At 67.4% G+C, this 12,659-nt stretch carries 15 protein-coding genes; 10 read left to right on the top strand and 5 right to left on the bottom strand.

Annotation, left to right across the window (positions count from 1 at the left end):
• Positions 1–12 precede the first annotated feature (12 nt).
• From ACNSN4_RS15465 to ACNSN4_RS15455, 3 genes are read left to right on the top strand one after another with little or no spacing between them, the layout of a single operon-like run.
• Positions 13–810 (top strand): isopentenyl phosphate kinase, encoded by a 798-nt coding sequence (locus tag ACNSN4_RS15465; protein ID WP_496923295.1) that lies wholly within the window; start codon positions 13–15, stop codon positions 808–810.
• Positions 811–847: 37 nt separating this feature from the next.
• Positions 848–1,891 (top strand): Mrp/NBP35 family ATP-binding protein, encoded by a 1,044-nt coding sequence (locus tag ACNSN4_RS15460; protein WP_418286735.1) that lies wholly within the window; start codon positions 848–850, stop codon positions 1,889–1,891.
• Complete coding sequence (locus ACNSN4_RS15455; RefSeq protein WP_418286734.1) at positions 1,888–2,229, top strand: DUF7976 family protein; 342 nt, start codon at positions 1,888–1,890, stop codon at positions 2,227–2,229. Before ACNSN4_RS15460 ends, ACNSN4_RS15455 begins: the two co-directional genes overlap by 4 nt.
• Positions 2,230–2,470: 241 nt before the next feature.
• Here the strand turns inward: ACNSN4_RS15455 and ACNSN4_RS15450 are convergent, their stop codons facing one another.
• Positions 2,471–2,938: a hypothetical protein gene (locus ACNSN4_RS15450; RefSeq protein WP_418286733.1), complete on the bottom strand. Its 468-nt coding sequence runs from the start codon at positions 2,936–2,938 to the stop codon at positions 2,471–2,473.
• Between the two features lie 97 nt (positions 2,939–3,035).
• Between ACNSN4_RS15450 and ACNSN4_RS15445 the strand changes: the two genes are divergently transcribed.
• Positions 3,036–4,175: a CobW family GTP-binding protein gene (locus ACNSN4_RS15445; RefSeq protein ID WP_418286732.1), complete on the top strand. Its 1,140-nt coding sequence runs from the start codon at positions 3,036–3,038 to the stop codon at positions 4,173–4,175.
• 8 nt (positions 4,176–4,183) lie between these two features.
• On the opposite strand, the gene ACNSN4_RS15440 is transcribed toward ACNSN4_RS15445, so the two are convergent.
• Positions 4,184–4,336, bottom strand: coding sequence for a hypothetical protein (locus ACNSN4_RS15440; protein ID WP_418286731.1), 153 nt, complete (start codon positions 4,334–4,336; stop codon positions 4,184–4,186).
• A gap of 186 nt (positions 4,337–4,522) precedes the next feature.
• Here ACNSN4_RS15440 and ACNSN4_RS15435 point away from each other — a divergent pair, with 186 nt between their 5' ends.
• Positions 4,523–4,690, top strand: a complete 168-nt coding sequence (locus tag ACNSN4_RS15435) for a hypothetical protein (protein WP_418286730.1) — start codon at positions 4,523–4,525, stop codon at positions 4,688–4,690.
• A gap of 58 nt (positions 4,691–4,748) precedes the next feature.
• Here ACNSN4_RS15435 and ACNSN4_RS15430 read toward each other — a convergent pair whose 3' ends face one another.
• Positions 4,749–5,918, bottom strand: coding sequence for a glutathione-independent formaldehyde dehydrogenase (locus ACNSN4_RS15430; protein ID WP_418286840.1), 1,170 nt, complete (start codon positions 5,916–5,918; stop codon positions 4,749–4,751).
• 310 nt (positions 5,919–6,228) lie between these two features.
• Between ACNSN4_RS15430 and ACNSN4_RS15425 the strand changes: the two genes are divergently transcribed.
• The 3 genes from ACNSN4_RS15425 to ACNSN4_RS15415 all read left to right on the top strand — a co-directional run bounded on the left by ACNSN4_RS15425 (position 6,229) and on the right by ACNSN4_RS15415 (position 8,736).
• The gene (locus tag ACNSN4_RS15425; RefSeq protein ID WP_418286729.1) at positions 6,229–6,537 is read left to right on the top strand and encodes a DUF5785 family protein; all 309 of its coding nucleotides are present in this window, start codon (positions 6,229–6,231) and stop codon (positions 6,535–6,537) included.
• A 67-nt stretch (positions 6,538–6,604) separates the two neighbouring features.
• Positions 6,605–7,693, top strand: a complete 1,089-nt coding sequence (locus tag ACNSN4_RS15420; RefSeq protein ID WP_418286728.1) for an N-acetyltransferase DgcN family protein — start codon at positions 6,605–6,607, stop codon at positions 7,691–7,693.
• Positions 7,690–8,736: a dipeptide epimerase gene (locus ACNSN4_RS15415; RefSeq protein WP_418286727.1), complete on the top strand. Its 1,047-nt coding sequence runs from the start codon at positions 7,690–7,692 to the stop codon at positions 8,734–8,736. Before ACNSN4_RS15420 ends, ACNSN4_RS15415 begins: the two co-directional genes overlap by 4 nt.
• A 40-nt stretch (positions 8,737–8,776) precedes the next feature.
• Here the strand turns inward: ACNSN4_RS15415 and ACNSN4_RS15410 are convergent, their stop codons facing one another.
• Entirely contained in the window at positions 8,777–9,688 is a 912-nt protein-coding gene (locus ACNSN4_RS15410; protein WP_418286726.1) for a PspA/IM30 family protein, read from the bottom strand.
• 201 nt (positions 9,689–9,889) lie between these two features.
• Here ACNSN4_RS15410 and ACNSN4_RS15405 point away from each other — a divergent pair, with 201 nt between their 5' ends.
• Both ACNSN4_RS15405 and ACNSN4_RS15400 read left to right on the top strand, forming a co-directional pair.
• Positions 9,890–10,861 (top strand): sugar phosphate isomerase/epimerase family protein, encoded by a 972-nt coding sequence (locus ACNSN4_RS15405; RefSeq protein WP_418286725.1) that lies wholly within the window; start codon positions 9,890–9,892, stop codon positions 10,859–10,861.
• 15 nt (positions 10,862–10,876) lie between these two features.
• Positions 10,877–12,019, top strand: a complete 1,143-nt coding sequence (locus ACNSN4_RS15400; RefSeq protein ID WP_418286724.1) for a Gfo/Idh/MocA family protein — start codon at positions 10,877–10,879, stop codon at positions 12,017–12,019.
• 43 nt (positions 12,020–12,062) lie between these two features.
• On the opposite strand, the gene ACNSN4_RS15395 is transcribed toward ACNSN4_RS15400, so the two are convergent.
• Entirely contained in the window at positions 12,063–12,527 is a 465-nt protein-coding gene (locus ACNSN4_RS15395; RefSeq protein WP_418286723.1) for a type IV pilin domain-containing protein, read from the bottom strand.
• Between the last annotated feature and the right edge of the window lie 132 nt (positions 12,528–12,659).

Raw genomic sequence — 12,659 nt, 5'->3', positions numbered from 1 at the left:
AGCGCCGGCGACGTGAGCACCGAAGGCGACGCTGGCGCAACGCCACGGGACCCGCCCGTCGTCCTCAAGCTCGGCGGGAGCCTGATCACGCGGAAAGACCGCCCGGAGACCCTCGACGAGACCGCGCTCGATGCGGCCTCCGACGCGATCGCGGCCGCCGTCTCGTCGGGGGCGATCGACCGGCTGGTCCTCGTCCACGGCGGCGGGAGCTACGGCCACCACCACGCGAGCGAACACGGCGTCTCGACGACCGCGGGGACCCACGACGCGGACGCCGTAACGGACATCCACGGCGCGATGACGACGCTGAACGAGCGCGTCCTCGCGCGGCTCCGCGACCGCGGCGTGCCCGCGGTGCCGGTCCACCCGCTCTCGCTGGCCGCGCGCCCCGACGGAGTCGACGGCGGGCTCGACCTCCCGCTCTCCTCGACGACGACGCTGCTCGACGAGGGGTTCGTCCCGGTGCTGCACGGGGACGGCGTCGCGACCGCCGGTGGTGGTGTCACCGTCGTCTCCGGCGACGAACTGGTCGTGGAGCTCGCCGCTGGACTCGACGCTCGGCGGGTCGGCGTCTGCTCGACGGTCCCTGGCGTCCTCGACGCGGCGGAGGGGGGCGACGTGATCCCGGTCATCAACGACTTCGACGCGGTCGCCGACGCGCTCGGCGCGAGCGACGCGACCGACGTTTCCGGAGGGATGGCCGCGAAAGTCAGGGAGCTACTGGCGCTCGACGCACCGGCGTACGTGTTCGGCCCCGACGGGTTGGAGCCGTTCTTGCGCGGCGGGGACCCCGGAACGCGGATCGAGTGACAGAACCCTTATTCGACGCACCGTCCTCCCTTCGAGCATGAACGAAGCGGACGTGCGAGAGCGACTTGCGGGCGTGAACGACCCCGATCTCGGCGACGACATCGTCTCGCTCGGCCTGATCAACGACATCGCGATCGACGAGGAATCGGCGGAGATTCGCGTCTCGCTCGCGCTCGGCGCACCGTTTTCGCCGCACGAGTCGGCGATCGCGGACGACGTTCGTGAGGCGCTCGCGGACACGGACTTCGCGGTGTCGCTGTCGGCGTCGATCCCGGACGAGCTGGACGCCGCCGACCAGGTGCTCCCCGGCGTGAAAAACGTCATCGCGGTCGCCTCCGGCAAGGGCGGGGTCGGCAAATCGACGATGTCGGTCAACATCGCGGCCGGACTCTCCGCGCTCGGCGCCCGGGTCGGCCTCTTCGACGCCGACGTGTACGGCCCGAACGTCCCGCGGATGGTCGCGGCGGAGGACCGCCCGCAGACCGACGGCGAGACGATCGTCCCGCCGGAGCGGTTCGGCGTGAAGCTGATGAGCATGGACTTCCTCACCGGCGAGGACGACCCGGTGATCTGGCGCGGGCCGATGGTCCACAAGATCATCACCCAGCTCGTCGAGGACGTGGAGTGGGGCGAGCTCGACTACCTCGTCATGGACCTGCCGCCGGGGACCGGCGACACGCAGCTCACGATCCTGCAGACGCTCCCGCTGACGGGAGCCGTGATCGTCACGACGCCGCAGGAGGTCGCGCTCGACGACGCGGTCAAGGGACTGCGGATGTTCGGCAAACACGACACGAACGTGCTCGGGATCGCGGAGAACATGGCGGGCTTCCGGTGTCCGGACTGCGGCGGCTTCCACGAGATCTTCGGCTCCGGCGGCGGGAAGGCGCTGGCGCAGGAGCACGAGCTCCCCTTCTTGGGGGGCGTCCCGCTCGATCCCGCGGTCCGGACCGGCGGCGACGACGGCGAGCCGGTCGTCTTGGAGGAAGGCGAGACCGCGGACGCGTTCAAACTGATCGTGGAGAACGTCGCGAACAACGCCGGGGTCGTGCGCCGTCGCGGGGTGAGCGAGGGGCGATGAGCGGGGAGCGTGACGGAAAAGGCGGCGAGGGGGAAGAGGACGGTGAGAGCGACGACCCCGTCGACCCCCTCGACGCCGCCGGCGTCGACCCGGTCGTCCCGGAGTCGGCCGCGGCCGCGGCGGGCGAGGCGTTCGCCGGGGACGACGAGATACGCGCGTTCCTCCGCGAGATCGCCGCCGACGTGCGGGGCGACAGCTCCGAGAGCAAGCAGCTGTCCGCGATACTGTACCGCGTGTCCGATTTATACGACTCCGACGAGCAGACGTCTCCCGAGGAGATTTACCTGAACGTCCGCCACATCATGAAGATCAAAGAGCAGGGCGGGATCGAGCGGTAATACGGATCGCCTCTGTCAGCAGTGTGGTGCGCTACTTAAAAGCCTCAGCCGCTCGGTTATACGTCGTTGGCACCGCGGTGAACACATCCGAAGCCCCAGCCTCGCCGCGACGGCGCTTATCGGCGCCGTCGCGGGCTCCCTCGCGGGCGGGGGGGGGTCGCGCCCGACGGGCGCGCCCCGGCGCGCCACCGCCCTGGTTAGTTATAAGTCGTGAACTCTAATTTCGGCGCCACTCGACCGGTTATACTTGCTCTTCTACTACCGTCTCGTCGCCGTGGCGGACTTCGACACGCTCGGGGACGGGTGCCTCCGTGAACGCGACGACGACCTCGTACGGATGCGGCGCGGCGATATCCCCGCACGTACGCGGGAGCGGACTCGACGTTTCCTCGACCGCGAGCGTGATCGACAGCCGCTCGGCGGAGCGCGTCGCCTCGATCAGCGAGACCTCGTAACAGTCTCGATCACCGCCCATCGCTCGCCCTCTGATCGACAGGCGGGGCGGCTCTCGATCGAGGTCGCGATGCAGTTCTGCCGCGTCGAGGCCGTCGCTGTCGCTCGGATCGAACTCGCCGGTGTGCTCGCGGCGGACGGTCACCTCCGCGCCGTCGACGTGTTCGGGACGCTCGCCCCACGGCGGCATGGGACACCCGGCGAGCGAGGCGGTCGACGCGGCGGCCGCGGTCGCGAGGAGGGCTCGACGACGCATAGTAGAGAACGACCAGACCGCGATAGTAAACGTTGCGCCGACGAGACCCCCGTCGATCGATCGTTTCATACTGGTAGCATGTCTCATGATACCACACATGAGCGACGACGACCGAATTCCCGTCACCGTCCTGAGCGGGTACCTCGGTGCCGGGAAGACGACATTGGTGAACCACCTGCTGGAGAACCCCGGCGACCGCCGGATCGCCGTCATCCTGAACGACATGGGCGAGGTGAACGTCGACGCCGAACTCGTCGCGCGCGAGAACGACGAGGAGGGGGTAATCGACCTCTCGAACGGCTGTATCTGCTGTCGGCTCCAAGACGACCTGCTGAGCGAGGCCGCGGCGCTCGCGGCGTCGCGCGAGTTCGACTACCTCCTCGTGGAGTCGTCGGGGATCTCCGAGCCGATCCCGATCGCGCGGGCGTTCACCGAAGGAACCGATGACTCCGAGGTCGACCCGACCGAGCGCTTCCGGCTCGACACGATGGTGACCGTCCTCGACACCTACGGGTTCTGGAAGGAGTTCGACGCGGGGGAGAGCCTTCCGGGCGACGGGGAGTCTGCGACCGACCGCCCGCTCGCGGACGTGCTCGTCGAGGGGATCGAGTTCTGCGACGTGCTCGTGTTGAACAAGACGGACATGGTCCCCGACGACGTGCTCGACGAGATCGAGTCGGTCGCGGAACGGCTCGGCCCTCGGGCGAAACGGATCCGGACGAGCTACTCCGCGGTCGATCCGGACGAGGTGCTCGACACCGGGCGGTTCGACTTCGAGACGGCGGCGCGCTCGCCGGGGTGGAAGCGAGCGATTGCGGAACGCGAGAGCGGGGACGAGGCGAAGACGGGCGAGGAAGCGGGTCACGGCCACGCACACGACCACGATCACGACGAAGGCGCGGCCGCGGCCCACGGCGTCGACTCCTTCGTCTACCGCTCGGCGGCGACGCTCGATCCCGAGGCGTTCGCCGAGTGGCTCGGCGACTGGGACGGCGCGATCGTTCGGGCGAAGGGCGTCGCCAACGTGGCGGGCACCGACGACGTCATCGGCGTGAGTCAAGCGGGTCCGTCCGTACAGGCGGGACCGATCGGCGAGTGGGGACCGGACGACGACCGTCGAACGCGGCTCGTGTTCATCGGCAGCGAGATGGACGAAGCGCGGATTCGCGCGGAGCTCGACGAACTGGCGACGGAAGCGATCGAGGACGGAGTAGCGGCCGAGGCCTTTCCCCTCTGAGTCGACTCCTAGATTCCGAGTTCGGCCTGCAACTCGTCCCAGTCCTCGTGGAACCCGTGTGTGGATTCGGTCTCGACGCCGACCGCGGACTGGTAGACCTCGTCGTACTTCACGAGCTCCCCCCACCCGTCGTGGAACGCCCAGTTGCAGTACTTACACATACGACTCGCCACGGGCGGCACCGACATACCGGTTTCGGCGATGCGGGCGAAAGCGGAGCGCCGCTTGACGTCCCCCCGCGCTAAAGCGCGAGGCTTTCTCCTCGATTCTCCGTAACCGCCGACAGAGTGAACCCCGCCCGTGACGTACGGTATCTACCGACGCGGCCCCGCCGCGTACGAACAGTCATGGGAACGTACAGACGAGGCGGTTACGTCCAAAGCGCAGACGACGGCGTCGAACGGAGCTGTGAACACTGCGACTGGCACTGTGTCACCGACAGCTACCCGGAGCTGATCGCGGCGTATCAGTCCCATCTCAAGGCCGACCACCCGAAGGCGTGGCTCAGAGCGTAACACGCGGCGACGAGCCGGAAAAAACGAAGAGTTCGGGCGGCGGCGGTGGCGTGCCGAACTAGGGTTCGAGCAGGACCTTCGTGACGCCCTCTTCGCGAGCGTCGAACGCCTCGTACATCTCGGGGGCCTCCTCGAGGTCGACGCGGTGAGAGACGACCCAGCTCGGGTCCGCGCGGCCCTCGATGATCATGTCGCGCAGGTACCGGTTGTACGCTTTCACGTTACACTGCCCGGTGCCGCACTTGAGTCCCTTCTCGAAGAACTTCCCGAAGTCGATGCCGAGTCGTCCCTGCGCCGCCATGTCGTCGGGCGCGCCCGGGTCCTCGGGGACGTACAGCCCGGGGATACCGAGCTCGCCGGTGGGTCGGACGACGCGGATGAGGCTGTTGATCACGACCGCCGGATTCTCCTTGGCCGGCTGGTAGGAGTAGTCCTCGGATTCGGTGTCGACGTCGTCGGGGTCGGTCGCCTGATACCCGACCGCGTCGACGCCCTTGTCGACCATGCCGCCGTGTTCCTCGATGATCTGGTCGACCGGATCGCCCTCCGAGAAGTCGATGGCGTGCGCGTCGCAGTGCTCCTCGGCCAGTTCGAGCCGACTCGGCACTTGGTCGACGACGTAGATCTCGGCGGCACCCTTGATCTTCGCGCTGTACGCGGCCATCAGGCCGACCGGACCGGCACCGAAGATAGCGACGGACTCGCCCGGTTTGAGATTCGCCAGCTCCGTGCCGTGCCACCCGGTCGGGAAGATGTCCGCGAGCAGCGAGAACGCGTCTTCGTGTTCGCGCCCCTCCGGGAGCTTCAGCGCGTTGTGGTCGGCGTACGGGACGCGCAGCTTCTCCGCCTGTCCACCGGGATACGGTCCCATGGCGACGTATCCGTACGCACCGCCGGCGAAGCCGGGGTTAACGTTTGTACAGAAGCCGGTGTACCCCTCCTCGCAGTTCTGACAGAAGCCACAGGAGACGTTGAACGGCATCACGACGCGATCTCCCTCCTCCAACGTGGACACCGCCTCGCCGACCTCAGAGACGATACCCATGTTCTCGTGGCCGAACACGATACCTTCCTCGGCCGCGGTCCGTCCCTCGTACATGTGGAGGTCCGAACCGCAGATGCACGACGTCGTGATGTCTACGACGACGTCGTTCGGGTGTTTGATCTCCGGGTCGTCTACGTCTTCGACGGCCACCTCGTACGGGCCTTGGTATACGACAGCTCTCATAGTGTGATCCATGTCAACAGACAGACTGACACATTCTAAATGTTTTTCCGTTATACAATACAGTTAACAAATCAATGGTAAATTCAATTAATCCGTTATATTGTTCGACGCGCGACGCGACGACGGGTCGGGCGGGCCTCGTTCCGTCACCTGTGGTCCGGCGGGCCTCGTGCCGTCACCTGCCACCGAGCGTTCCCTCTGCCGTCGGGGAAATCAGTGGGAGACCGTTGTCGGTGATATCCGTCGATTAGTCGAAACGATGCGTTGGGGGTTCCGAAATGACTATCCCCGGTCCGGTAAAACGGCGGGTATGGACTGGCCACACGACCCCGACGGCGAACAGGGGAGCGAGGGCATGCGACAGTACGGCCACGCCGTGCTCGCAAAGAAGATCGACGAGGGGGAAGACTTCCCGCTGTCCGCCGCAGAGTACGTCGAGCAGTACGGCGACCACCCGATCCGCATCGACTACGAGACGGTGGTCTCCGTCGCGGAGATATTCGAGGGCGTCGAGAAAGCGGAGTTCGCGGACTTCGTCGAGTTCCACCAGGAACTCGGCCGCGCGATGCGCGAGAACGGGTACTGGTTCTACGAGGGCGCCGAGCAGTTCGTCGACTAACGTCTGAACCGCGGTCACGCGACCGAACCTCGACCCTTTTAAGAATACCCGGAGCGAGCGAGCGACCATGAGCGACGAGCGAATCATCATCCTCGCACACGAGAAGTTCCCGGACCGCGCGAAAACCGCCCTCGGCGTCATGCGCTACGGCGATCAGGAGGTGCTGGCCGTCCTCGACCGCGACCGCGCCGGCGACCGCGTCGTGGACCACGTGCCCGACATCGACGACGCCCCGATCGTCGAGTCGTTCGCGGACGCACACGCGAGCGCCGACGGCGACGTCGACGCCTTATATATCGGTATCGCACCTATCGGCGGCGGGTTCGACGAGTCGTGGCGGTCCGACGTCCGCGCCGCGATCGAGGCCGGCTGCGACGTGGTGAGCGGGCTCCACTACTTCCTGAACGAGGACGAGGAGCTCGTGGCGTTGGCCGACGAACACGGCGTCGACCTCGTCGACGTGCGCGAGCCTCACGACGACCTCACCGTCGCGACGGGGGCGTCCGGCGACGTCGACGCCGACGTGGTGTGCACGGTCGGCACCGACTGTTCGGTCGGCAAGATGACGGCCTCGCTCGAAATCGTCGCGGCGGCCCGCGAGCGCGGTATCGACGCGGCGTTCGTTCCCACCGGCCAGACCGGGATCATGATCGCTGGATGGGGGAACCCGATCGACCGCGTCGTCTCCGACTTCACGGCGGGCGCGGTCGAGGAGATGCTCGTCGAGATCGGCGGCGATCACGACCTCCTGATCGTGGAGGGACAGGGGAGCATCATTCACCCCGCGTACTCGGCGGTCACGTGCGGCATCCTCCACGGGTCGATGGCGGACGGGCTCGTGCTCTGCCACGCCGCGGGGAGGGAAGCGGTCCACGGATACGAGTCGTTCTCGCTGCCAGCCGTTCAGGAGTACGTCGACCTCTACGAGGGGCTCGCGAACCCGGTTCACGAGACGAGCGTCGTCGCCGGCGCGCTCAACACGAAAGACGTCGCGTCCGACGCCGACGCCGACGACGCCGTCGCCGCGTTCGCCGAGGAGGCGAGCGTTCCCGCCGCCGACCCGGTCCGACACGGTGCCGATCGGATCGTCGACGCGATCGTCGAGGCTGGGTTGGGCGCGACGAGCGGCCCGGGTGACGACGAGGTCGACACATGACTCTCGACACCGAGTTCGAGCGAGTGTCGCTGCCGCTCGCCGACCCGTTCACGATCTCGCGGGGAACGCAGACCGAGGCCGAGAACGTGATCGTCCGGGTCACGGACGAGGGCGGGATGACCGGAATCGGCGGTGCGGCCTCCTCCGCCCACTACGGCGAGACCGCAGACACGGTGACGGCGGTGCTCCCGGATCTCCTCGACGCGGTCGAGGCGGTCGGCGACCCCCACGCGCTCCACGCGATCGAGAGCGAACTGGCGGCCGTCGTGAGCGACAACCCGGCCGCGCGCGCGGCCGTCTCGATCGCGGTCCACGACCTCGCGGCGAAGCGGCTCGGCGTTCCGCTGTATCGATTGTGGGGGCTCGACGCGTCGGCCGCGCCCACGAGCTCGTACACGATCGGCCTCGACACCACCGACCGCGTCCGCGAGAAGACCGCCGCCGCGGTCGAGGGGGGCTACTCGGTACTCAAAATCAAGCTCGGCACCGACCGCGACCGCGAGCTGATAGACGCGGTCCGCGACGCGGCTCCCGACGCCCGACTCCGCGTGGACGCTAACGAGGCGTGGACGCCGCGAGAGGCCGTCGAAAAGAGCGAGTGGCTCGCCGACCGGAACGTGGAGTTCGTCGAACAGCCCGTCCCGGCGACGGAGCCGGAAGGACTCAAATTCGTCTACGAGCGCTCGGCGCTACCGATCGCCGCCGACGAATCGTGCGTCACCCTCGCCGATATCCCGGCCATCGCCGATCGGTGTGACATCGCGAACCTGAAGCTGATGAAAACCGGTGGGTTACTGGAGGCGAAGCGGATGATCGCTGCCGCCCGCGCACACGGGCTCGAAGTGATGTGCGGCTGCATGATCGAATCGAACGCCTCGATCGCTGCGGCGGCACAGCTCGCGCCCCTGCTCGATTACGCCGATCTCGACGGCTCGCTGCTGCTCGCCGAGGATCCGTACGAGGGCGTCGCGATGGCTGACGGCGCGATCGATCTCGGCGCGCAGGAGGGAGCGGGGACCGGTGCGCGCCCGACGGATAAATAACACAGCACCGCGGTGCACGCGTTTCGACACCGCTTCTCGCTCAGTTTCGCTGCTCGTCGGCGTCGACTTCTGACTCCTCCAACTCGACGTCGACCTCCTCGTCGTCCTCCTCGTCGAGGTCCGCTTCGAGATCGAGATCCTCATCGTCGTCACCGAGGTCGGCTTCGAGGTCGTCGGCGTCGATCTCGGTTTCAAGGTCGTTCAGTTCGGCGTCGATCTCCTCGTCGTTCGCCCCGCTCTCCTCGGCGGGTTCCGCTTTGCCGAGTTCGCCTTTCAGCGTCTCCAGCTCGGCGTCGACCTCCCTGCTCGACGAGAGCCCCTCCAGCTCGCGGTCGATCTCGTCTTTGTCCGAGAGCGCGTCCTCGAAGGCGCCCGACTCCTCGAGCTCGTTCATCGCCTCCGAGCGCGCCTCCATCTCCTCGGTCCGCTCCTCGGCGCGCTCGATCGAGCGGCTCACGTCCGCCATCTCGTCGCCGACGCCGGTCATCGCCTCCGAGACGCGCGAGGACGCCTCCGCGGCTTGATAGCGGGCCTTCATCGTCTCCTTCTTGGTGCGGAACTCCTCGATGCGGCTCTGGAGCTTGTTCTTCTTCTCGACGAGGTCGTCTTGCGTGTCGTTTAACTTCGCGATCTGGCCCTCGAGCTCCTCGATCTGGGCCATCTTCGACTTCTTCTTTTCGAGCGCCTTCCGCGCGAGGTCGTCGCGGTCCTGCTGGACCGCCTCGCGCGCCTGTCGGTTGTGCTTCTCGACGTTCTCGTCCAACTTTCGCTTCTGGATCTCCAGCCGCTTCTTCTGCGTCGTGAGGTCGGCGATCCCCTGTTTGACGTCTTGTAGCTCGTCGCGCATCTGTTCGTACGAGTAGTCGAGCGACTCCGTCGGGTCCTCCGCTCGATTGAGGAGGGCGTTTAGCTTCGAGCGAATGACGTAGGAGGCGCGAGAGAGGATTCCCATACGCGCTATACACGCTCCACCCGTTAAAACCTCATGTGGTTCGGCGGGGTTCGGAGCGCCGAACCGGGCGGAAACGTTACCGTGAGGCACCGCACGAGGTATCGACCGACACTCGGAACCGCCTCGCCGCCTGCGAGGAACGCGTCGGGGACGACGGGATCTTCCCAAATATTTATTCGGGATGTTGTACTAATCCCGCGCATGGACATCGGCGTGTTAACCGTCCCGTTCGGCGGGGAATCGATCGACGACGCGGTCGCGTACCTCGACGATATCGGCGTCGACGCCGTCGAGCTCGGCGTCGGCGGCTGGCCCGGCGAGGACCACGTCGACCGGCAGCGTCTGCTGGGCGACGACGCGGCACAGGACGACCTGCGCGACCTGCTCGACGCCCACGAGATGCGTATCTCCGCGCTGGCGACTCATAACAACCCCCTCCACCCCGACGACGCGCGGGCGGCGGGGGCGGACCGCGAACTCCGCGAGGCGATCGAGCTCGCCGACCGGCTGGGCGTCGACACGGTCACCTGCTTCTCCGGGCTCCCCGCGGGCGCGCCGGGCGACGAGACGCCGAACTGGATCACCGCCCCGTGGCCGACCGAGCACGCGGACGCTCACGAGTACCAGTGGGACGAGGTGGCGATCCCGTACTGGTCCGACCTCGCGGAGCACGCCGAGAGTCACGGCGTCGACGTCGCCATCGAGATGCACCCGAACATGCTCGTGTACGAGCCGACCGGGATGCTCGCGCTCCGGGAGGCGACCAACGAGCGGATCGGCGCGAACTTCGACCCCTCGCACCTCTACTGGCAGGGGATCGACGTCACCGAGGCGATCCGCTTTCTGGGCGAGCACGACGCGATTCACCACGTCCACGCGAAGGACACGAAGGTGTACGACGCGAACGCGCGCGTGAAGGGCGTGCTCGACACGACGAGCTACACCGACGAACCCGACCGCTCGTGGCTGTTCCGCTCGATCGGCTACGGTCACGGCGAGGAGCACTGGAAAGACGTCGTCTCCACGCTCCGGATGGTCGGCTACGAGGGCGCGCTGTCGATCGAACACGAGGACTCGCTCACCTCCTCGCGCGAGGGGTTGGAGAAGGCCGTCAGCGTGCTCGACCGCGCCGTCTTCGAGACGCGGCCCGGGGACGCGTACTGGGCGGAGTAACCCGAGGACACACCAATGACACGAGAACCACTGAAAATCGGCGTATTGGGGTATCGATTCATGGGCAAGGCGCACGCGAACGCGCTCGCGCGGCTCCCGATGTTCTTCCCGGACGCGCCCGACGTCGAGCGACACACGCTCGTCGGGCGCGACGAGGAGGCGCTCGCGGACGCCGCAGAGCGGTTCGGGTTCTCGCACACCGCGACCGACTGGGAAGACGCGCTCGACGAGGTGGACGTGTTCTACAACCTCGGTCCGAACCACGTTCACGCGGAGCCGTCGATCGCGGCCATCGAGGCTGGCGTTCCCGTCCTCTGTGAGAAGCCGCTCGCGCCGACACTGGAGGAGGCGGCGGCGATGCGCGACGCCGCAAGCGAGGCAGCTGTCCCGACCGGAACCGCGTTCAACTATCGGTTCGTCCCCGCGATTCGGTACGCCAAGGGGCTGATAGAGGACGGCGAGCTCGGCGAGATCCGGCAGGTCCGCGGTCGGTACCTGCAGGACTGGCTGGTCGACCCCGAGGCGCCGTGGGCGTGGCGCATGGACGCCGACCTGGCCGGCTCGGGCGCGCTCGGCGACCTCGGCGCGCACACGATCGACCTCGCGAACTTCCTCGTCGGCGACGAGGTGGGAGAGGTCGACCGCGTCTCGGGACACCTCCGGACCTTCGTCGACGAGCGACCGGTGTACGCCGACGGCGACGCCGAGGGAGACGATATCGAGGAGTACCGCGACGTGACCGTCGACGACGCCTACACCGCACAGGTCGCCTACGAGTCGGGCGCGATGGGGAGCTTCGAGGCGACGCGCTTCGCCACCGGCCACAAGAACGACCACACGATCGAGGTTCACGGGTCGGAGGGGAGCCTGAAATTCTCGCTGGAGCGGCTCAACGAACTTGCGGTGCTGCGCGGCGACTCGCGCGGCTACGAGACGGTGCTCGTGACCGACGAGACGGACCCGTACATCGATCACTGGTGGCCGCCGGGTCACGTGATCGGCTGGGAGCACACGTTCGTCCACGAGAGCTACGAGTTCCTCTCCGCCGTCGCCGAGGGCGGCGAGTTCGAGCCGTCGTTCGCCGACGGCTACGCGGTCCAGCGCGTTCTCGACGGGATCGAGCGGGCCGACGAGCGCGGCGAGTGGGTTTCCCTCTGAGTTCGGGTCACGTCGGACGGGGTAGAAGTGACCGTCGAGCCGCTCAGAAACCGCCGTCGAGCGGGTCGGCGCCGGGCCCCTCTTCGGTCCACCCGTCGATAGCGGGCCCTTCGCCGTCGTAGGTGCCGAGCGTCTCCCGGGTGGCGAACGCCACGGGTTCCCAGACGACCTCCACGTTCTCGTTACCGGTCGCGTTCGGGATCGCGACCCGGTCACCGGGTCGCACGACGCCGTCTCCCGGCCACGCGCCGAACCGGACGTCTCCGTTCGGGTCCTCACCCCGAACGTGCAGCTCCTCGGTCGGGACCGGGTCGGGGCCGAGCGCGACGACGACGAGTTCGCCGCCGTCCTGCTCGACCTCGAACTTCGCGTCCGGCGGGGCGACACCGTCGATGAGGCCGAACACCGCGGCTCCGACGATCGCCAACAGCAACACGACGATACCGACGAGCAGGCCGGTCCCGGCGATCGGGGTGAACCCTCGCTCGTCGCTCCGAAACGCGTGCATTCGCGTTCGACTCGGCGACGGCCCGTATAAGCGTTTACCCGCCGCGTATCAGTCGAGATAATATTCAAGAGACGAGCCCCGATCGGCACGGGAAACCGGAACCCCGTTATTCCGCCCGCTCGAAGTACGGCC

Source organism: Halorubrum marinum, from assembly GCF_048381195.1.
GTDB lineage: Archaea > Halobacteriota > Halobacteria > Halobacteriales > Haloferacaceae > Halorubrum.
This window is presented reverse-complemented; position numbering and strand designations above follow the sequence as displayed.